Annotated in this window: 22 protein-coding genes and 1 pseudogene; 11 read left to right on the forward strand and 12 right to left on the reverse strand. The window is 72.2% G+C overall.

The features are described 5' to 3' along the window. Positions 1–29: 29 nt before the first annotated feature. Genes ABT158_RS02410 through ABT158_RS02420 form a run of 3 tightly spaced genes read left to right on the forward strand, consistent with a single transcriptional unit; the run spans position 30 to position 2480 of the window. A complete protein-coding gene (locus ABT158_RS02410; protein WP_352350026.1) occupies positions 30–1478 on the forward strand; it encodes a 3-hydroxyacyl-CoA dehydrogenase family protein in 1449 nt (482 codons plus the stop codon). Next, a complete protein-coding gene (locus tag ABT158_RS02415) occupies positions 1475–1765 on the forward strand; it encodes an Rv1322 family protein (protein WP_352350028.1) in 291 nt (96 codons plus the stop codon). Before ABT158_RS02410 ends, ABT158_RS02415 begins: the two co-directional genes overlap by 4 nt. Before the next feature lie 10 nt (positions 1766–1775). Beyond that, complete coding sequence (locus tag ABT158_RS02420) at positions 1776–2480, forward strand: alpha/beta hydrolase (protein WP_352350030.1); 705 nt, start codon at positions 1776–1778, stop codon at positions 2478–2480. On the opposite strand, the gene ABT158_RS02425 is transcribed toward ABT158_RS02420, so the two are convergent. Both ABT158_RS02425 and ABT158_RS02430 read right to left on the reverse strand, forming a co-directional pair. Further along, on the reverse strand, positions 2443–3570 hold the full coding sequence (locus ABT158_RS02425) for a sensor histidine kinase (protein ID WP_352350032.1): 1128 nt from the start codon (positions 3568–3570) through the stop codon (positions 2443–2445). The genes ABT158_RS02420 and ABT158_RS02425 overlap by 38 nt on opposite strands. A gap of 44 nt (positions 3571–3614) precedes the next feature. Then, a pseudogene (locus ABT158_RS02430) lies at positions 3615–4265 on the reverse strand (response regulator transcription factor); the annotation flags it as partial. Between the two features lie 112 nt (positions 4266–4377). On the opposite strand from ABT158_RS02430, the gene ABT158_RS02435 reads away from it, so the two are divergent. The 3 genes from ABT158_RS02435 to ABT158_RS02445 all read left to right on the forward strand — a co-directional run bounded on the left by ABT158_RS02435 (position 4378) and on the right by ABT158_RS02445 (position 6434). Then, entirely contained in the window at positions 4378–4713 is a 336-nt protein-coding gene (locus tag ABT158_RS02435) for a hypothetical protein (protein ID WP_352350034.1), read from the forward strand. Between the two features lie 75 nt (positions 4714–4788). Then, entirely contained in the window at positions 4789–5550 is a 762-nt protein-coding gene (locus tag ABT158_RS02440; RefSeq protein WP_352350036.1) for an SDR family NAD(P)-dependent oxidoreductase, read from the forward strand. Positions 5551–5681: 131 nt separating this feature from the next. Further along, a complete protein-coding gene (locus ABT158_RS02445) occupies positions 5682–6434 on the forward strand; it encodes an alpha/beta fold hydrolase (RefSeq protein WP_352350038.1) in 753 nt (250 codons plus the stop codon). Here the strand turns inward: ABT158_RS02445 and ABT158_RS02450 are convergent. The 3 genes from ABT158_RS02450 to mce all read right to left on the reverse strand — a co-directional run bounded on the left by ABT158_RS02450 (position 6394) and on the right by mce (position 9562). Beyond that, the gene (locus ABT158_RS02450; RefSeq protein ID WP_352350040.1) at positions 6394–7533 is read right to left on the reverse strand and encodes an AI-2E family transporter; all 1140 of its coding nucleotides are present in this window, start codon (positions 7531–7533) and stop codon (positions 6394–6396) included. The two genes, ABT158_RS02445 and ABT158_RS02450, sit on opposite strands and share 41 nt — an antisense overlap. Positions 7534–7658: 125 nt before the next feature. After that, the gene (locus tag ABT158_RS02455) at positions 7659–8948 is read right to left on the reverse strand and encodes a DivIVA domain-containing protein (protein WP_352350042.1); all 1290 of its coding nucleotides are present in this window, start codon (positions 8946–8948) and stop codon (positions 7659–7661) included. A gap of 191 nt (positions 8949–9139) precedes the next feature. After that, the gene (gene mce, locus ABT158_RS02460) at positions 9140–9562 is read right to left on the reverse strand and encodes a methylmalonyl-CoA epimerase (protein WP_352350044.1); all 423 of its coding nucleotides are present in this window, start codon (positions 9560–9562) and stop codon (positions 9140–9142) included. Positions 9563–9648: 86 nt separating this feature from the next. On the opposite strand from mce, the gene ABT158_RS02465 reads away from it, so the two are divergent. Then, entirely contained in the window at positions 9649–10830 is a 1182-nt protein-coding gene (locus ABT158_RS02465) for an acetyl-CoA C-acetyltransferase (protein ID WP_352350046.1), read from the forward strand. Between the two features lie 80 nt (positions 10831–10910). On the opposite strand, the gene ABT158_RS02470 is transcribed toward ABT158_RS02465, so the two are convergent. The 6 genes from ABT158_RS02470 to ABT158_RS02495 form a co-directional block, all read right to left on the reverse strand. Further along, positions 10911–11195 carry a hypothetical protein gene (locus ABT158_RS02470; RefSeq protein ID WP_352350048.1) on the reverse strand — a complete coding sequence of 95 codons (285 nt, stop codon included), beginning with the start codon at positions 11193–11195 and terminating at the stop codon, positions 10911–10913. Then, entirely contained in the window at positions 11188–11790 is a 603-nt protein-coding gene (locus tag ABT158_RS02475) for an RNA polymerase sigma factor (RefSeq protein ID WP_352350050.1), read from the reverse strand. Before ABT158_RS02475 ends, ABT158_RS02470 begins: the two co-directional genes overlap by 8 nt. Positions 11791–11935: 145 nt before the next feature. Continuing rightward, positions 11936–12394, reverse strand: coding sequence for a hypothetical protein (locus ABT158_RS02480; protein WP_352350052.1), 459 nt, complete (start codon positions 12392–12394; stop codon positions 11936–11938). Between the two features lie 232 nt (positions 12395–12626). Beyond that, entirely contained in the window at positions 12627–12779 is a 153-nt protein-coding gene (locus ABT158_RS02485) for a hypothetical protein (protein ID WP_352324303.1), read from the reverse strand. Between the two features lie 231 nt (positions 12780–13010). Next, positions 13011–13682 carry a DUF4230 domain-containing protein gene (locus tag ABT158_RS02490; protein ID WP_352350054.1) on the reverse strand — a complete coding sequence of 224 codons (672 nt, stop codon included), beginning with the start codon at positions 13680–13682 and terminating at the stop codon, positions 13011–13013. 59 nt (positions 13683–13741) lie between these two features. Further along, on the reverse strand, positions 13742–15022 hold the full coding sequence (locus tag ABT158_RS02495) for a hypothetical protein (RefSeq protein WP_352350056.1): 1281 nt from the start codon (positions 15020–15022) through the stop codon (positions 13742–13744). Between the two features lie 280 nt (positions 15023–15302). Between ABT158_RS02495 and ABT158_RS02500 the strand changes: the two genes are divergently transcribed. The 4 genes from ABT158_RS02500 to ABT158_RS02515 are packed head-to-tail and all read left to right on the forward strand — an operon-like array spanning position 15303 to position 18881. Next, positions 15303–15854 carry a MarR family winged helix-turn-helix transcriptional regulator gene (locus ABT158_RS02500; RefSeq protein WP_352350058.1) on the forward strand — a complete coding sequence of 184 codons (552 nt, stop codon included), beginning with the start codon at positions 15303–15305 and terminating at the stop codon, positions 15852–15854. Beyond that, the gene (locus ABT158_RS02505) at positions 15838–16776 is read left to right on the forward strand and encodes a tetratricopeptide repeat protein (RefSeq protein WP_352350060.1); all 939 of its coding nucleotides are present in this window, start codon (positions 15838–15840) and stop codon (positions 16774–16776) included. The genes ABT158_RS02500 and ABT158_RS02505 overlap by 17 nt, the downstream gene beginning before the upstream one ends. Before the next feature lie 9 nt (positions 16777–16785). Beyond that, a complete protein-coding gene (locus ABT158_RS02510; protein ID WP_352350062.1) occupies positions 16786–17415 on the forward strand; it encodes a cytidylate kinase-like family protein in 630 nt (209 codons plus the stop codon). Between the two features lie 56 nt (positions 17416–17471). Continuing rightward, positions 17472–18881, forward strand: coding sequence for an NAD-dependent malic enzyme (locus ABT158_RS02515; RefSeq protein WP_352350064.1), 1410 nt, complete (start codon positions 17472–17474; stop codon positions 18879–18881). Between the two features lie 204 nt (positions 18882–19085). Here ABT158_RS02515 and ABT158_RS02520 read toward each other — a convergent pair whose 3' ends face one another. Next, positions 19086–19571, reverse strand: a complete 486-nt coding sequence (locus ABT158_RS02520; protein ID WP_352350066.1) for a hypothetical protein — start codon at positions 19569–19571, stop codon at positions 19086–19088. Between the last annotated feature and the right edge of the window lie 24 nt (positions 19572–19595).

Here is a 19595-nt window from a genome sequence, read left to right on the forward strand (position 1 = left end):
CACCTTAGCGGCTCTGGAAAACTGGTCGCATGGCGTTTGAAACGGTGGGAGTTGTCGGGCTCGGCACGATGGGCGCCGGGATCGCCGAGGTCTTCGCGCGTGCCGGGCTCCGGGTGATCGGCGTCGAGGCCGACGTGGAGGCGCTGGCCAGGGGGCGCGGGCACGTCGAGCGCTCCACGGCCAGGGCGGCCGACCGGGGCAAGCTGACCGACGGGCAGCGGGCCGAGATCCTGGGGCGCATCACGCTGACCACCTCGCGCGAGGACCTGCGCGAGGCCGACCTCGTGATCGAGGCGATCCCCGAGGTGCTCGACCTGAAGATCTCGCTGTTCCAGGACCTCGACCGGATCTGCAAGCCCGAGACGGTGCTGGCCACCAACACCTCCTCGCTGCCGGTCACCGCCGTCGCCGCCGCCACGGGCCGGCCCGGCCGCGTGGTCGGCATGCACTTCTTCAACCCGGCGCCGGTGATGCGGCTGGTCGAGGTCGTGGGCACGGTGGTGACCGCGCCCGGAGTGGTCGCCGAGATCTGCGAGCTGGCCGGGCGGCTGGGCAAGACCGCCGTGCCGGCGGGCGACCGGGCCGGGTTCGTGGTCAACCGGCTGCTGCTGCCCTATCTGAACCACGCCGCCGTCCTGCTGGAGCTGGGCATCGCCACGCGCGACGGCATCGACGACGCCATGCGGCTGGGCGTGGGGCTGCCGATGGGGCCGTTCGCGCTGCTCGACCTGATCGGGCTCGACACCGCGTACGAGGTGATGGAGGTGCTGTTCGACGAGACGCGCGACCGCCGGCACGCGCCCTCGCCGCTGCTGCGCGAGCTGGTCACCGCCGGGCGGCTCGGCCGCAAGAGCGGCCACGGCTTCTACGGGCCGCAGGAGCCGCCCAAGGAGCCGGAGAAGTCCACGGTCATCACGTTCGGCATCGACGGGCCCGACGTCCACGGGCTCGGCGAGCGGTTGCGGGCCTCCGGGTTCGGGCCGTCCGACGCGCCCGACACCGTGCTGCGCTGCACCGACCGTCCGGTGATCGAGCACGCCGTACGCCTGTCCGACCCCACCAGAATGGTCGGCGTGCACGTCGTCGGCGACAAGGTGGCCGAGCTGGCCGGCACCGCGCTCACCTCGCCCGGGGCCGCCAAGGCGGCGCGCGACCTGATGCGGGTCGCCGGTCTGGTGCCCGTCTCGTGCAAGGACCGGGCCGGGTTCGTGGCCGACGCCCTGCTGTTCCCCTACCTCAACGACGCCGTCCGCATGTACGACGCCGGCTACGCCTCCATCGCCGACATCGACGCCGCCATGCGGCTGGGCTGCGGCTACCCGGCCGGCCCGTTCGAGATGCTGGGCTACCTCGGCCTGGCCAGGGTCCGCGACGGCCTCAGGGCCCTGTACGCCGAGTACCGCGAGCCCGCCTTCGCCCCCGCCCCCCTGCTCGACCAGCTCGTCACGGCCGGTGTGAGCGAGTTCCCCCGCTCATGAGCCCCCGCCGCGCCCGCCGGAGGGACGACTCCCGCCCTCTCGGCCTTCCCACCGGCACCGACAAGGTGGAGCAATGGCCGGACGGCGACTGGAAGGTGCGCATGCTCACGGGCGCGTCCTCGACCAAGACCTACCGCTGCCCCGGCTGCGACCAGGAGATCCTGGGCGGCAGGCCGCACCTGGTCGCCTGGCCCGACTGGCCGGGCGGCGACGAGGAGCGCCGCCACTGGCATCCGGCCTGCTGGCGCAAGAGACTCGACCGCGGCCCCGGCCGCAGCCGCTACTAGGAGGACCCCCGTGGAGATTCGCGCGGCCACCGTGCTGCCCGCCAGGCGTGAACCGATCGAGCTGCAGACGGCCGACGGCCTGACCCTGGTCGGCGAGCTGGCCCAGCCCCTCGACCGGCCGCCCGTGGCGACCCTGGTGACCCTGCACCCGCTGCCCACCCACGGCGGGTTCATGGACAGCCACGTCTACAAGAAGGCCGCCAACCGGCTGCCCGCGCTCGCCGACCTCGCCGTGCTGCGCTTCAACACGCGCGGCACCAGCTCCGAGCGCGGCACCTCCGGGGGCGCGTTCGACGGCGGCGAGGGCGAGCGGTTCGACGTGGCGGCGGCGCTGGAGTACGCCGAGTTCAACGACCTGCCGCGGGTGTGGGTGGTGGGCTGGTCCTTCGGCACCGAGCTGACCCTGAAGTGGGCCCACGACCCCCTGGTCGAGGGGGCGATCCTGCTCTCGCCGCCGCTCCACAGGGCCACCGACGACGACCTCGACGCCTGGGCCCGGTTCGGCCGGCCGCTGGTGGCGATGGTGCCCGAGTTCGACGACTACCTGCGTCCGGAGGAGGCCCGGCGGCGCTTCGCCAGGGTGCCGCAGGCCGAGGTCATCGGGGTCGACGGCGCCAAGCACCTGTGGGTGGGCGAGCCCTACGTCCGGATCGTGCTGAACGAGATCGTCCGGCGGGTCAATCCGGAGGCGTACCCGCTGCCGACGGACATCTGACGGTCACCTCCAGCCCGCCCTGCGGCCGCGCGACCACCTCCAGCGTGCCGTGATGGGCCTGGACGACGGCGGCGACGATCGACAGGCCGAGCCCCAGCCCGTCGCCGACCGCCCGGCGGCCGCCCGCCAGCTGCTGGAACGGCTGGAGCAGCGTCGCGACCCGGTCGGGCGGGATCACCGGGCCGCTGTTGGCGACGCTGAGCGTGGCCAGGCCCGCCCGCACGCCGGTGGTCACCGAGATCCAGCCGTCCGGCACGTTGTGCCGTGCCGCGTTGTCCAGCAGGTTCACGACCAGGCGTTCGAGCAGGGCGCGGTCACCGGAGGCGGGCGCGGGCCGCAGCGCCGCCTCGACCCGCAGGGGTGAGTCCGGCCGCCGGTCGAGCGCCTGCCCGGCGACGGCGGCCAGGTCCAGCGGCTCCCGGTGGTCCAGCCCCTGCTGGCTCCTGGCCAGGACGAGCAGCGCCTCGATGAGCCGTTCCTGGTGCCGGCCGGCGGCCAGCAGGCGGTCGAGGACGCGGCGCAGCTCGGCGGCGCCGGCGTCGGGGTCGGCCAGCGCGACCTCGGCCATGGCGCGTTGCAGGGTCAGCGGGGTGCGCAGCTCGTGGGAGGCGTTGGCCACGAAGCGGCGTTGCGCGGTGAAGGCGGCCTCCAGCCGGTCGAGCAGGTCGTCGAAGGTGTCGGCCAGCTCCTTCAGCTCGTCGTGCGGGCCGGAGGCGGCCAGCCGCCGGTCGAGCCGGTCGGCCGTGATGCGCCGGACGGTCGCCGTCATGTCCCGCAACGGGCGCAGCACCCGCCCGGCCGTCAACCGGCCCAGCAGCACCGACGCGAACGCCATGACCACCAGGGCGATCGCCGAGTTGACCAGCAGCCTGCGCAGCCCGGCCGCCTGCTGCTCGGCCAGGTACGCCACGTCCACCCGCGGCGGCGGCACCACCTGGCCGGGCCCGCCGGGCAGGACGGGCGCGGCCGGCGCGGCCGGGAACGGCGAGTGGGCGACCAGCAGGTAGATCAGGGCGACCAGCAGCAGCCCGGCGGCCAGGAACAGGCCGCTGTAGAGCAGCGTCAGCCGCAGCCGTACGGTCCGCCGCACGCCGGGGCACCTCCGTCCGGGTCCGGTGCCCGCGCGGGGCCGGCCATCCGGTACCCGGCCTGCGGCACGGTCTCGATCAGCGGCGGGTCGCCGAGCTTGCGGCGCAACCGGCTGACCGTGACCTTCACGGTCTGGGTGAACGGGTCGGCGAACTCGTCCCAGCCGCGTTCGAGCAGCTGCTCGGCCGAGACGACCGCGCCGCCCGCCGACAGCAGCAGCTCCAGCACCGCGAACTCCTTCGGGCTGAGCGCCAGCCGGCGTCCGTCGCGGGTGGCCACCCGCGTGGCCGGGTCGAGCCGCAGCCCGCCGTGGACCAGCACCGCGGGCAGCGCCGGACGCGCCCGCCTGGCCAGCGCCCGGACCCTGGCCACCAGCTCGGCGAACGCGAACGGCTTGGGCAGGTAGTCGTCGGCCCCGATGCCCAGCCCGCTCACCCGGTCGTCGATGGTCCCGGCGGCGGTGAGCATCAGCACCCGCGCCGGATGGCCGCCGGCGGCCAGGCTGCGGCACACGTCGTCGCCGTGCAGGCCGGGCAGGTCGCGGTCGAGCACGACCACGTCGTAGTCGTTGACGGACGTGCGTTCCAGCCCGGCCGGCCCGTCCAGCGCCACGTCGACGGCCATGCCCTCGCGGCGCAGGCCGGCGGCCACGGTGTGGGCGAGCTCCTCGTGGTCTTCGACGATCAGCACCCTCATGGTCCGCCCAGCATGCCCAGAGCGGGGTTACAGCGGGGTAACCGCCGTCGTTCCCGGGCGGTAACCGGGGGCGGGGTTCGCTGGGAGCGTCGGACGAAACGGAGGAGTCATCATGAAGGGTTCGACCATCAGGCGGGTGGCCCTGGCCGCCCTGGTCTTCGCCGCCGTGGCGGGCGGGGCGGCGGCGTCGTACGGGGAGAGCGGGCCGGGCGACGGTGGGAAGGCGTTCACCGCCTGCGTGCGGGCGCACGGGCTGCCGGACTTCCCCGGGGTCACCGTCTCCGAGGACGGGCTGATCAACCTCAGCATCGACGGCGAGCGGGTGGACGCGCTGTCGGCGACGTACGGGGCGGCGGTCAGGGCGTGCGAGTCGCTGCTGCCGCGAGGGGCGAGGCTGCCGGCCGCGCCGCAGGCCCCGGCCGCACCCGCGGCGCCCGTCCTGTCGTGATTTGGGGCGGTACGGGCATAGCGCGGGCCGGGCAAGATTTGTAGAATCTTGTTCGGTTCCGAGCGAGGAGGCAGTGTGGGCGCGTTCGACCTGTCCGGCAGGACGGCTCTGGTCACCGGGGCGTCGAAGGGCATCGGGCGGGCCATCGCGCTCGCCTACGCCGCGGCGGGCGCCGACGTCGCCCTGGTCAGCAGGTCGGCCGAGCCGCTCGCCGAGGTGGCCAAGGAGGTCCAGGCGCTCGGCAGGCGGGCCGTCGTGATCCCGGCCGACCTCACCGACCGCGAGGCGGCCGCCGCGGCCGTCGCCGCCTCGATCGACGGGCTCGGGCACCTCGACGTCGTCGTCAACAACGCCGGCGGCTCGAACTTCCTGGTTGAGTTCAAGGACCTGCGCCTGTCCGGCTGGGACAAGCTGATGCGGCTCAACCTCGACTCCGCCATGGCCGTCTGCCACGCCGTCGCGCCCCACCTGCTGGGCCGCGGCTCCGGCTCGGTGATCAACGTGGCCTCGGTGGCGGCCCGCGGCGCTCCGCTGCTCGCCCCGTACGCCGCCGCCAAGGCCGGGCTGGTGGCCCTGACCAAGACGCTCGCGGCCGAGTGGGCGCCGGCGGGCGTCCGGGTCAACGCCCTGTGCCCCGGCTGGACGGCCACCGACCTCAACCGCAACCTGTGGCAGGACGAGACCGCCGCCGCGGCCACCGTGGCGGGCGTGCCCATGCGGCGCTGGGGGACGCCGGAGGAGATGGCCCAGCCGGCCGTGTTCCTGGCCGGGGAGGCGTCGGCGTACATGACCGGGCAGGTGCTGTTCGTCGACGGCGGGGCCACCGCGATCGGCTGAGCCCATTAAGACGCCGGGCGGGCTTATCCCGGTATACCGGCATAGGTCAATAAGTGAATGTCTCCGTGAACCCGGCTACCGTGTGGTCCGTGCAGCTCTACACGAGATCGGCCGGGAGCGGACTCCCGGTTGTGCTGCTTCACGCGTTCCCACTGTCGTCGGCGATGTGGCTGGCCCAGCGCGAAGGGCTGTCGACGGTCTGCCGGGTCATCACCCCCGACCTGCGCGGGTTCGGCGGCTCCCGGCTGGGCGACGACGAGCCCTCCCTCGATCTGATGGCCGACGACGTCGCCCGGCTGCTCGACGACGAGGGCATCGACCGGGCGGTGGTCGGCGGGTTGTCGATGGGCGGCTACGTGACCATGGCGTTCTGCCGCCGGCACCCCGACCGGGTGCTGGGCGTGGTCCTGGCCGACACCAAGGCCGGCACCGACCCGCCCGCCGCCAGGGACAACCGGGAACGCATCGCCCGCGCCGTGCTGGACGAGGGGAGCGAGGTGCTGGTCAGCGAGGTGCTGCCGGCGCTCATCGGCCCCACGACCAAGGAACGCAGGGCCATGGTGTTCGGCCGGGTCAAGGGCCTGGTGCAGTCGGCCCCGCCGGGGGCCGTGGCCTGGGCGCAACGGGCCATGGCCGCGCGCCCCGACTCCTTCGGCACGCTGGGCGAGCTGAAGGTGCCCCTGCTGATCGTCGTGGGGGAGGAGGACGAGCTGTCACCGCCCGCCGACGCCGAGGCCATGGCGCGGGCCGCGCCCGAGGGCAGGCTGGAGGTCATCCCCAAGGCCGGTCACCTGAGCGCGGTCGAGCAGCCGGAGGCGTTCAACGCGATGGTGGCCGAGTTCCTCAGGACCGAGCTTGGCGGGGCAGCACGATCTCCCGGATGATCAGCGCGATGGCGGCGGCCACCGGGATCGCCAGCAACGCTCCGACGATGCCGAGCAGGGCGCCGCCGAACAGCGCGGCGATCACCGTCACGGCGGGCGTCACGTCCACCGAGCGCTTCATCACCCTGGGGTAGATGAAGTAGTTCTCGATCTGCTGGTAGACCACGAAGAAGATGGCGCAGGCGATGCCGGCGGGCAGCGACTGCAGCAGCGCGACCCCGGTGACCAGCACCGCCCCGATCGTGGCGCCCACCAGCGGGATCAGGTCGGTCAGGGCCACGACGAGGGCGAGCGCGAGCGCGTACTGCACCCCGGCGATCGACAGGAAGATCCAGGTCAGCACGCCCGCGATGACCGAGATGAGCACATTGCCCGCGACGTAGCCGCCGATGCCGGTGAGGATCTGCTCGGTGATGGCCGACGTACGCGGCCGGCGCGAGGCCGGGACGAGCTTGAGCAGGTACTCCTTGATCGTGTGCAGCGAGCCGAGGAAGTACAGCATGAGCACCAGCAGCGTCACCGTGGTGAACACGCCGTTGAGCACCACCAGGCCCGCGCCCATGATGCCGCTGGCCAGCGCGGGCCCGAGCGTGCTGGTCACGAACTGGCGCACCTGTTCCAGCACGTGGTACTCGGCCTCGATCTGGCGGACCGTCGGATGGTTGCTCAGGTCGGTGATGTAGCCGGGCACGGCCGCGATGAACTCCGACAACTGCTGGCTGACCGGCGGCACCACGGCCAGGCCGAACAGCGCGAACGCCACGACCACCCCGGTGAACACGATCGAGATCGCCGGCCGCCTGCCCAGGCCGCGCCGCTGCAACGCCTCCACCGCCGGGTTGAGGCCCACGGCCAGGAACATCGCCACGACGATGAGGATGATCGTGCTGAGCGACTTCTCGATCATCTGCGCGAGCGCGATGGCGGTCAGCACGCCCAGCCCGCCCACCAGCCCGAACAGGAACGGCCCGCGGGCGAACGGCTTGCCCGGCAGCCCGTACGGCGCCGGCTCCTCGGCGGCCCCCTGCTCCTCTGCGGGACCGGGCTCCTGGGGCGCCCCGGCCTCCTCGGCGGTCCTGGGCTCGGTTTCTGCGGACACGGGGGGCTCCTAGGGGGACGGGAGGTGTCGGGGAAACAGAAAGAGAGCCTAGCGACCCAAGGTCACCAGGCTCTCTCTCCAATCGTTTCGCTGCCCCCGTGTGCGGTCTCCCGTCTAGCCCGCCGTCACTCCTGCCACCACTCCGCGTCGTCCTCGCTCTTGGCCTCGACCTTGGGAGCGGGCGTCGTGGGCGGCGCGACCGGCTCGGCGGCCGGCGCGGCGATGGCCGGCTTGGCCGGGGCCGCGGCGACCGCGGGCTCCGGCTCCAGGCCCGGCAGGGCGGCGCCGCCGAGCAGCTGGCGCAGCTGGGCCAGGTGGCTGGTGATGCTGTCGCGCTGCCTGGTCAGCTCGTCGACCTGGCGCTGCATCGTGGTGCGGGTGCGCTCGGCGTCGTTCTTCGCCTCGGTGACGATCGTCTCGGCGCTGGTCTTGGCCTCCGACATGATCGTCTCGGCGCTCTTGCGGGCGTTGGCGACGAGCTGCTTGGCGTGCAGGTCGGCCTCGCGGCGCGTCTGCTCGGCCTGCTGGGTGGCCTTCGTGGCGCGCGACTCGGCCGTGGCGGCCCGCTGCTCGGCCTCGGCCACCATCTTCTGCGTGTTGGCCTGGGCGGTGGCGTGGCGCTCGGCCTCCTGGCGCTCGGCCTCCTCCCGGCGGGAGGCGAGCTGGATCTCGAACTCCGCCTCGTCCTGGGCCCGCTTGGCCTCCGACTCCTCCAGCACCCGCTGAGCCTGCGCGCGCATCTCGTCGGCCTGCCGCTTGGCGGTGGTCAGCACCTCGTCGCGCTCGCGCTTGGTCGAGGCGCGCAGCTGCGCCACCTCGCGCTCGGTGGTGGTGCGCAGCTTGGCGATCTCGCGCTCGGCGTCGGCCCGCTTCTCGGCCACCTCGTGGTCGGCGGTGGCCCGCAGCTTGGCGGCCTCGCGCTCGGTGGTGTTGGTCAGCTCGTCGGCCTCGCGGCGGGCGGTGGAGCGGATCTCCTCGGCGTCCCGCTCGGCGGTGGAGCGCATGTCGTCGCTCTCCCGCGTGGCCTGGGCCCGCTTCTCGGCGGCCTCGGCCTCGGCGGCGGCCCGCAGGTCGGCGGCCTCGACCTTGGCGGCGGCCTTGATCTCGTTGGCCTCGGTCCGGGCGGCCTGCACGAGCTCGGTGGCCTGCTCCTCGGCCAGACGCAGCAACTGCTCGATGCGGGCGCCGAGACCGGAGTACGTCGGACGCTCCTGCTCCTGCAGCTGGCGCTGGGAGTCGGACAGATCGCGCTGCAGGTTGGTGACCTGCTCCCTGGACTGGCGTAGCTCCAGGTCGAGCTGCTTGAGGTGGTCGTGCACCTGGTGCCGGTCGTAGCCCCTGAGCACGACGTCGAACTCGCGTGCCGGGGCGTCCTCGAAGAAGTTGTTGAGCTGGGCGTCGATGTCGGACTGCATGGAGGCTCGATCCTGGGTTGTCGAGACGGCTACACGGGCCGGACGGGGGGTTCGGGGCAGCCGAGCCAGGAGCCTGTGCCTCACGGCAGGCTCCCTGTCCGGTGGGAAGCCAGCGTACTCCGCTGGTGCCACCTTCGGGCCCCGTCCAGCTTTCTGCGTGACTAGTTACTTATGTACGATATTTCCGTTTGCTAGCGCGAGGCCGCTTGGACCAACTCGGTGAGCATTCCTCCCACATCTTTGGGGTGCAGGAACGCAATCTGCGACCCCATCGAACCGTGACGCGGACGTTCGTCCAGCACCCTCACGCCCTTCTCGTTGATCTTAGTCATGGCCTCGGCGACGTCGGAAACCCCAAATGCCACATGGTGGACACCTTCGCCCCTTTTGGCGAGGAATTTCCCCACCGGCGAATCGTCGGAGAGCGGTTCCAGCAGCTGGATGTAGGAGCCCCCGCCCTCGCCGTCGGCGATGTGCAGCATCGCCTCCTTGACGCCCTGCGCCTCGTTGACCTCGCGGGCCACGACGGTCAGCTCGAACGTCTCCGAGAAGAACGCGATCTTCTCCTCCAGGTCGTGGCAGGCGATCCCGATGTGGTCGATGCGCATGAACATTGTGTGGCCTACCTCCATAGCGGGCGAGCTCCTACTCGTGGGTATGGTGTCAAAGAACCCCTCGTGAGCACAGGAGGCCGCCGCCAATGTCCAGTTCCGTCATCGTCGCCGGAGCTCGTACCCCCATCGGCAAGTTGCTCGGCGCCCTGTCCGGGCTGTCCGGCGTGGAGCTGGGCGGCATCGCCATCAAAGCCGCCCTGGAACGTGCCGGAGTGGCCCCCGAGGCCGTCGAGTACGTGATCATGGGTCAGGTGCTCCAGGCGGGCGCGGGCCAGATCCCCTCCCGCCAGGCCGCCGTCAAGGCCGGCATCCCGATGACCGTGCCCTCGCTGACCGTCAACAAGGTCTGCCTGTCGGGCCTCGACGCCATCGCCCTGGCCGACCAGCTCATCCGCGCCGGCGAGTTCGACATCGTGGTCGCGGGCGGCATGGAGTCCATGACCAACGCCCCCCACCTGCTGCCGGGCCTGCGCAAGGGCGTCAAGTACGGCGGCTCCGACGTGGTCGACTCCATGGCCCACGACGGCCTGTTCTGCGCCTTCGACCAGTGCGCGATGGGCGAGTCGACCGAGCGGCACAACGCCCGGCTCGGCATCGCCCGCGACGAGCAGGACGCCCTGTCGGCCCGCTCACACCAGCTCGCCGCCGCCGCCACCAAGAACGGCGTCTTCGAGGAGGAGATCGTCCCGGTCGAGATCCCGCAGCGCCGCGGCGAGCCGGTGATCGTCCGCGAGGACGAGGGCATCCGCGGCGACACCACCGCCGAGACGCTGGCCAAGCTGCGCCCGGCCTTCGCCGCCGACGGCACCATCACCGCCGGGTCGGCCTCGCAGATCTCCGACGGCGCGTGCGCCGTGGTGGTCATGTCGAAGGCCAAGGCCGAGGAGCTCGGGCTGCCGTGGCTGGCGGAGATCGGCCGGCACGGCAACGTGGCCGGGCCCGACGCGTCCCTGCAGTCGCAGCCGGCCAACGCCATCAAGCACGCGCTGGCCAAGCAGGGGCTGACCGCCGACGACCTCGACCTGATCGAGATCAACGAGGCGTTCGCGAGCGTGGTCCTGCAGTCGGCCAAGGAGCTCGGCGTGCCGCTGGACAAGGTGAACGTCAACGGCGGCGGCATCGCGCTCGGGCACCCGATCGGGGCCTCGGGGGCGCGGATCGTGCTGACGCTGGCGTACGAGCTGAAGCGGCGGGGCGGCGGCCTCGGGGCGGCCGGTCTGTGCGGCGGCGGCGGGCAGGGCGACGCGCTGATCATCCGCGTGCCCTGACCCGTCCGGGCCCACCCGGCCGCTGTCGTCGGGTGGGCCCGTCTCCCGCCCCCCGCGCGCGGTCGCCGGTCAGGGCGCGGTCAATGAGCCGCGCCCTTGCCCGTGTGCCGCCCGCCCGCCGGGACCAGCTCGCACACGCCGTCGGTGCACCGGCGCTGCATGCGTCCCATCGAGACGAGCTGCACCAGCGCCATCACCCAGCACGCCGGGCAGCCGCGCAGGGCGATCGCGCCGACGACGGCGAGCACCAGGCTGACCGGCCCGGTCCACGGGATCAGCGCGACCGAGGCGATCAGCGCGCCGAAGCCCAGCGCGCCGCGGGCCAGGTGGCGGGGCAGTGACGTCCCCGCGGTGGGCTCAGTCATGGAGGGCTCCTCGCGACAGCAGGCCGTGCACGGTCGCGCGGGCGCGGTGCAGGCGGGACTTCATCGCCGGGACGCTCAGCCCGAGGGCGTCGGCGACCATGCGGCCGCTGAGCCCCTGGACGTCCCGCATGATGAGCACCCGCCGCTGGTCGGCGGGGAGTGCCGCGATGGCCTCGGCCACCCGCGCGGCCTCCAGCCGTTCGAACATCTCCTCCTCGGCCGACCGCACGGCGGCCGAGGAGGGGGTGGGTGGTGCAGGACGCAGCATCAGGCGGGCCCGCCTGATGCACTCGTTGCGGATGATCCGGAACATCCACGAGGCCAGCGCTCCGGACGCGCGCAGGGTGCCGATCTTGCGGTACAGGACGATCAGCGCCTCCTGGGCGGCGTCCTCGGCGTCCTCCGGCGTGGCGCACAGCGTGTGGGCGAAGCGCCGCACGTGCGGGTGGGCGCCCGACACCAGCGCGGCGATCGAGTCGGCGTCGCCGGCCCGGGCCGCGTCGATCAGCTGCTCGTCCGACCAGGCGCGCCCGCCGCCGCCCGGCGCCGGCGCGCCGGGCCCGGCGACCGTGCCGAGGCGCTGCGGGTCAGCCACGTTCCTTGCTCCTTCGCCGCAGTACGACGACACACGTGCAGATCAGTAGCGCCGCAACCCCGGCCGCGATGCCGATCACCATGACGGTCTCCCATTGTCTCGTTCCGTTGTACGGACATGAGAGGCGCCGACCCCCGGAAAGGATTCAGGAGGCGCGGGTGAACTCGGCCGTCCAGTTGGTCTCCCAGGTCGTCCCGCCGTCGGGGGAGAAGCGCTGTTCCCATCGGCACGACTCGGCGGTGATGTCCGACCAGACGTAGGCGACCTTGATCGGCCTGCCGTCGTACACGTCGTCGCAGGTGAACAGGCCGACTCCGGTGTCGTCGAAGCGGCCCACGACGGGCGGCAGGGACATGCCCGTGGCGCTGCCGGCCCAGTAGAGCGACCAGGTGCCGGCCGTCTTGTCGTACAGGCGTAGGGTCACCCCGGCCGAGCCCTGGCTGGGGAAGGTGACCTCGTCGATGTTGCCCGCGCCGTCCAGGACGCTCCAGCACCTGGTGCGGCCGGTGAACTCGTACCATTCGTCGCTGCCGGCCAGCACCTTGCGCAGCCGCCGCTGCCGTGAGGTCCAGGTGCCGACGAAGAAGTCGAAGCTGTTGTCCATGCCCGGACGGTATGCGCCGATCCCTGACATCTTCCGTCAGTGTCTTCCAGACGCCGTACGAGCCCCCGCGACGTACGGCGTGAACGCGCGACACCCCGGTCCACCAGGAACGGACCGGGGTGTCGCTGACGCTGCGCTCGGGCCGGCCAGGAATCCGGCGCCGGACGCGCCCCCTAAGGGGGCATCTCAGCCCGGCCGCGAGGGAGGATGCGGCCGGGCTGCTTGTGGACGGTCATGAAGCCAGGAACTTGGCGAAGACCGAGCGGTGGCGACGCTCGGAACGCTGTCCCTTCAGCGCTTCCCGTACGCGCCGCTGCTCGGCGGCGGCCCGACGGAGTTCGGCGGCGTGGTGCTGCATGACGGAGTACTCGAGTTCGGCGTTCATCCGATGCTCCTGCTGTTTCGTGTTTCCTTGTTCCCTGCACTCTTAAGACTCCTCCTAAGGCCCCTCCCGCCACATCGGGCGGATGTCCTATCTGCCGGGGTTCGGGCAGGTAGGGAGGTACCTAGGCAGACGCGCCCATGAACTAAGCACGCCTCGGCATACCTAGGCGGGAACGCGGACGGACCGCCCCACCCGAGGTGGAGCGGTCCGCAGGCAGGGTAAGGCGGCCCGTCAGGGCTCGTCGGTGAACTTCACGGTCACCTTGGCGAACCCGAGCGACTTGAGCATGCCGGTGAGCATCGACCTGGTGTTGGCGTCGGCCCGCGCCCGCAGGTCGCTGGCCACGGCCGCCTCGGTGATCTTCTTCTCCGCCAGCAGGTAGAGCTCGCGCTGGTCGCCCGGGGAGCCCGACAGGAAGTCCTGGACGCGGTCGAGCAGGCCGCGCTGCTGGGCGAACACGTACGAGCGGCTGTTGTCCAGGTTGGGCTTCTCCAGCTGGGCGCGCGGGAGGCGGACGGTGGCCTCGGTGCGCTCCTTGTTCACGGTCACCGCGCCCGCCCCCATGGCCGAGAAGTCGACGTAGGCGTCGACGCCGCCCGCGCCCACGAACAGCGTGCGGGTGCCCTTGACCGCGTCGGGCAGGAAGTTGGCGTCCTTCTCCAGGTCGACGACGACCTGGAAGGTGCCCGTGGCCGCCTCGAACCGGCTGAGGTCCTTGATGGACTGCAGCAGCACCGGCTGGCTGCGGTCGACGGTCTGCTCTCCGAACGGGTTGAGCCAGGTCCAGGCCAGCCGGCCGCCCACCACGAGCAGGACCGCCAGGACGAGGAACCCCGCCGCGTATCGCCACCTGCGCCGCCGCCGGGGAGCCAGGTCCGGCGACGTCGTCTGGGAAGTCGTCATGGGGCATGACTACCCGCTCGGCGATCATCAGTGCCACCCGCGGGGTGACATCTTCGTCCTCAGCCGGTGGTGCCCGCCGTGCCGGGGTCGGGATAGACCGGGTAGACGTGGCTGCTCTCGGGCGTGGCGCCGGTGGGGGGCGTGATGACGGCGCTGGGGGCCGGACCGCCGCCGAAGTGCGTGCTGGACAGGCGGCAGGCCTGGAAGTCGCTGTAGAACATGCGCAGCCACTCCCTGCGCTGGTGCTCGTCGAGACCGGAGAACCAGGACGCGGCGTACTGGTGCTCGGGCAGCGGGCCGCCGGGCAGCGGCTCGCCGCGCAGCCAGGCCATCACGATCTCCCGGTAGCCGTCGGCCGGCGTGCCGGGGCAGCGGGCGGCCAGCGCGTCGATGTACTCGTAGGCCGCCTCCTCGGCGAACCCCGCCGACAGGTCGGGCACGTGGATCGGCGCCAGGCCGTTGGAGGGCTTCAGCGGCTCGTCCAGCGGCCGCTGCTCCACCCGCGTGAACGCGGCCGGCGTGCCGGCCAGGCGCGAGGCGATCTGCGTGAACACCGCGCCCAGCTCGGTCTGCCCGGCCCGCATGCCGGGATGCAGGCAGACCGTGATCGGCCACTCCTGGCAGGCGTAGGCGATGTCCTCGGCCGCGGCCGGCTTGGGGTGGGCCAGCATCCGCGACACGCCCATGCCCGCCGCCAGCACCGCCAGCAGCGCGCACGCCAGCACCAGGGCCTGCCTGGTCACCAGCGCCGCCCAGCCGAGCAGCAGCGCGCAGGTGATGCCGAGCAGCCAGATCGTCTGGTCGAAGAACGGCGCCCCGCCCAGCCCCTGGAACAGGTCGTACGGCTCGCCGGTGCCCGGCACCAGCCGGTCGGCCAGCCCCCGGTCGTCGGCCAGCCAGGAGAAGGCGACGTAGCAGGCCAGCCCCGTGATCGGCGGGGTGAGCGCCTTGGGCACGACCCAGCCGGCCACCCACCCGATCACCGCGTAGAGCGCCAGGCCGGCCATGCCCATGCCCAGGCCGGACAGGCTGAGCCGCCCCGCCTGGTCGGTGAGCACGGTCTTGACCGCCAGCACCAGCACCGTCGCGCCGAACGAGCCCAGCACCACCACCACGATCGCCAGCGGCGCCTTGAGCGCCCGCCAGGTCGTGAGCGACCGCCCGCGCAGGGCGCGCCGCTTGCGCAGCGCCACCCACGCGGCGAACGCGGCCGCCACCGGCCCGGTCATCCGCAGCGAGCCGATGACCGCGGCCAGGATGTTCTCCCACGCGTCGACGCCTGGTATCAGGACGTTCCACGCTGCGACCAGGCCGAGAGCGAGCAGCACTGCCACTGTCACGGCCGCGCTGTGCTTCAGCTCCTCGCGTGTAACGCCCGCGTGCTCACGCACCCTGTATCCCGTTGATGTTCACCAAGCACCCCCCGTGCCCTCGGCAAAGCGGAAGAATGCCAGCCCAGACCCGTCCCCACGGCAGATGGACTTGGCTTCCGCGTCACCTTACGTGAGAGAACCATAACGGAGCGTGATGATTGACGGTCGGATTCTTGGTCAAGCGGTGAAGCCTGTCGCTCCAGGTGGCCCGACGAAACCGGGACGAGAGGCACGCTACCGTAGCGCTGTGTCCCAGCCGAAGCCGCTCAATCTGCCGTTCGATCCCATCGACCGCGCCGCGGAGAGCTGGCGTGCCCGCTTCGGGCCTTCCTCCGCGATGGCCGCGGTCACCTCGATCATGAGAGCGCAGCAGATCCTGCTGTCGCAGCTCGACTCGCTGCTGAAACCCCACGACCTCACCTTCGCCCGCTACGAGGCCCTGGTCCTGCTGACCTTCAGCCACACCGGCTCGCTGCCGCTGTGGAAGATCGGCGAACGGCTCATGGTCCACCCCACCAGCGTCACGAACACGGTGGACAGGCTGGAGAAGTCCGGGTTCGTCTGCCGCCTGCCCAACCCCCGCGACGGACGCGGCGTGCTGGCCGAGATCACCGGCAAGGGCAGGGAGGTCGTGCGCCGGGCCACCGACGACCTGATGGCCGCCGAGTTCGGCCTCACGATGTACGCCGAGGACGAACTCCGCCAGATCTTCGACCAGCTCCGCACGCTGAGGGTGGCGGCGGGTGACTTCGCGGGCGCGTCCATGCGGCAAGATGAGGAGCATGGCGGACTTCTCTAGGCCCGGGTCGCTCTACGGAGCTGTGGACCTGGGCGCGCGCAAACAGGCACTGGAGGCCCAGGCCCGGCGGGAGGCCGCCGGTCCCCAGGGGGCCACCTCCGCCTCGGTCGTCGACGTGACCGAGGAGACGTTCACGACGGACGTCATCGACCGGTCGATGACCGTGCCGGTGGTGCTCGACCTGTGGTCGCCGAGGGCGCCCGGCAGCGCCCAGCTCAGCCCGGTGCTGGAGAAGGTGATCGGCGACCTGGGCGGCCGGGCCGTGCTGGCCAAGGTCAACGTCGACGCCAGCCCCCAGATCGCGCAGGCGCTGCGGGTGCAGGCCGTGCCGACCGTGCTGGCCATCTTCCAGGGGCAGGCCGTCACCGGCTTCCAGCAGGTGCTGCCCGAGCAGGAGGTGCGCCGCTGGCTCGACGAGCTGATGGGCGCGGTCGAGCAGTTCTACCAGGCCAACCCCGACGCCCGGCCGCCGGCGGCCGAGGAGGGGCCGCAGGAGCCCGCCGGGCCGCCCGCCGACCCCGACCTGGTGGCGGCCGAGCAGGCCATCGACGCCGGCGACCTCGACGCGGCCGAGGCGGCCTACCGGCGCCTGCTGGCCCGCGTCCCCGGCGACGAGGACGCCAAGATGGGCCTGGCGGGCGTCGGCCTGATCAAGCGCACCTCCGCGGCCGACCCGGCCGACGTGCAGCGGCGCGCCCAGGACCCGTCCGACATCGACGCGCAGCTGCTGGCCGCCGACCTGGAGATGCTCTCCGGCGCGGTCGACGAGGCGTTCGAGCGGGTCGTGGCCGTGGTCAAGCGCACGTCGGGCGACGACCGTGACCGGGCCAGAAAGCACTTGCTCGGACTTTTCGACGCGTTGCCGTCAGACGACCCATCTTTGGCAAAAGCGCGTAGAGCATTGGCGAGCGCCCTGTTCTAGCCTGGAGGTATGCGGGTCGTCACGATCTCCGCGGCCTACGGCACGGCCGGCAGCCACATCGGCCCGGCCGTCGCCGAACGGCTCGGCGTGCCCTTCGTCGACCGTGCCATCCCCAGCGCGGTGGCCAAGGAGCTCGGCTGCACGCTGGAGGAGGCGCTGGCCCACGACGACCGCGCCGAACACGGCCTCGGCAGGCTGCTGTCGGGCGCCATCCGGCTGCCCACGGTCACCTTCGGCGGCGTGGACATGTACGTCCCCGGCGCGATGCCGCTGCCGCCCGAGGAGTTCGTCCGGCGCACCGAGCGCATGATGAAGGAGATGGCCCTGGCCCAGGGGGGAGTCTTCCTGGGCCGTGCCGGCGCCCTGGTGCTGGCCGACCATCCCGGCGCCCTCCATGTCAGGCTCGACGCGCCGCTCAAGCGCCGGGTCCGCCAGACGGCCACGCTGAGCGGCACGAGCGAGCGGGAGGCGCGGGCCGTCATCGAGGACAACGACCGGGCCAGGACGGCCTACGTCCGCCACTTCTACCGGGCGGATCCGGGTGATCCGTGCCACTATCACCTCGTGCTCGACAGCACGACGATTCCCGTCCCCGCGTGTGTCGATCTCATCGTCACCGCAGCGACGGCACTGGGTTGACCTGATGCCCCCTATCCTTGGATGACTTCTTGGTCAGTCCCGAAGGAGCGATTGACGTGGCGACCGTCCCGAGTGTGTCGTACTCCATAACCGTGCGTCTTGAGGTGCCCGCAGGCGGCAAGGCCGTGAGCCAGCTCACCCACGCCGTAGAGTCGGCCGGAGGCGTGGTGACCGCCCTCGACGTCACCAACGCGGGCCACGAGAAGCTCCGCATCGACGTCACCTGCGCCGCGCGTGACACCGACCACGCGCAGGCCATCGTCGACCAGCTGGAGGCGGTCGAGGGCGTCGTCATCCACAAGGTCTCCGACCGCACGTTCCTCATGCACCTCGGCGGCAAGATCGAGATGAAGTCGAAGGTGCCGCTGCGCAACCGCGACGAGCTGTCCATGGCCTACACCCCGGGCGTGGCGCGCGTGTCGATGGCCATCGCCAGGAACAAGGAGGACGCGCGGCGCCTGACGATCAAGCGCAACTCGGTGGCCGTGGTCACCGACGGGTCGGCGGTGCTGGGCCTGGGCAACATCGGGCCGGAGGCCGCGCTGCCGGTCATGGAGGGCAAGGCGGCCCTGTTCAAGCGGTTCGCGGGCATCGACGCCTGGCCGATCTGCCTCGACACCCAGGACGTCGACGAGATCGTCCGCACCGTGCAGCTGATCGCGCCCGGGTTCGGCGGCATCAACCTGGAGGACATCGGCGCGCCGCGCTGCTTCGAGGTCGAGCGCCGGCTGCGCGAGCTGCTGGACATCCCGGTCTTCCACGACGACCAGCACGGCACGGCGATCTGCGTGCTGGCGGCGCTGACCAACGCGCTGCGCGTGGTGAACAAGTCCATCGAGAACGTCCGGATCACGATGGCCGGCGCCGGCGCGGCCGGGAACGCGGTGCTGCGGCTGCTGCTGGCCGCCGGCGCCCGCAACGTGGTGGTCTGCGACTACCTGGGCGCCGTGCACAAGGGCCGCGACGACCTCGACGACTCGCTGCGCTGGATCGCCGAGCACACCAACGCCGACGGCTACGCGGGCGACCTGCGCGGCGCGGTCAAGGACGCCGACGTGTTCGTGGGCGTGTCCGCGCCCGGCATCCTGACCGGCGACGACATCGCGACGATGGCCAAGGACGCCGTGGTGTTCGCGCTGGCCAACCCCGAGCCCGAGGTCTCGCCCGACGACGCGCGCGAGCACGCCGCCGTGGTGGCGACCGGCCGCTCCGACTACCCCAACCAGATCAACAACGTGCTGGCCTTCCCGGGCGTGTTCCGCGGCCTGCTCGACGCGCAGGCCGGCGGGGTGACGCAGGAGATGCTGCTGGCCGCGGCGGGCGCGCTGGCGGCCGTGGTGACCCCGGAGGAGCTGGGCCCCAACTACATCGTGCCGAGCGTCTTCCACCCCGACGTGGCCACGGCGGTGGCCGCCGCCGTCCGCGAGAGCGCCGGCGGCCGGGCGCGGGGCTTCACGGAGGCGTGAGACACGGGGGCCGACCCAGCAGGCTCGGCCCCGCACCCAGGCGGCCCACAGAGCGCACCGTCACGGCGGCGCGCCGGTGAAGGGTCAGAGGGCGTGACATGGAAGGTCACCGGCCGGAGTACGGCGGGTGGCCTGACCACGCGAAGCCGTGAGGAGAGAAAAGCGCGAGAGGGCCGTGAGGAGAGAAGCCGCTGAGCGAACCGTCTACGTGTGGGTGATGGCGGGGATGAGGCGGTAGCTCTCCTGGAAGACCAGGTTGTGGGCGTCGGCGGCGGCGATGGCGCGCAGGGTGGTGAGCTGGCCCGCCGCGTCCGAGTGGTCGAAGACGTTCAGCGGCCAGTCGCCGACCGTGTTGCCGCGCAGGTGCGGGTGGTGGAAGTCGGCGCCGTAGTGGGCCACGATCGCGATCGGCAGGATGTCCTTGTCGCGCTGCTCCGGCCAGGTGAGCGACCACATGGCGTTGAGCCCGCCCTCCTGAGACCTGGTGAGCCCGCTGGCCACCACCTGCCCCGTGCCGAGGAGCAGGTCGGCGTTGAACTCGTCCAGCGTCGCCCGCGCCACCGGGTCGAGCAGCTCGACCGCCGTGGCGAACAGGCGTTCCTTGTCCTCCCGCGCGGTGACGCCGCCGTGGACGCCGTCGCGCAGGTCGGTGAAATGCCTGATCAGAGCCTCGTTCATGGCAGTGCGCATGCCTACCCCCTTCCCCCGGGACGG

Origin of the sequence: Nonomuraea sp. NPDC001636 (genome assembly GCF_040298265.1) — a bacterium.
In the GTDB taxonomy this organism is placed as follows: Bacteria; Actinomycetota; Actinomycetes; order Streptosporangiales; family Streptosporangiaceae; genus Nonomuraea.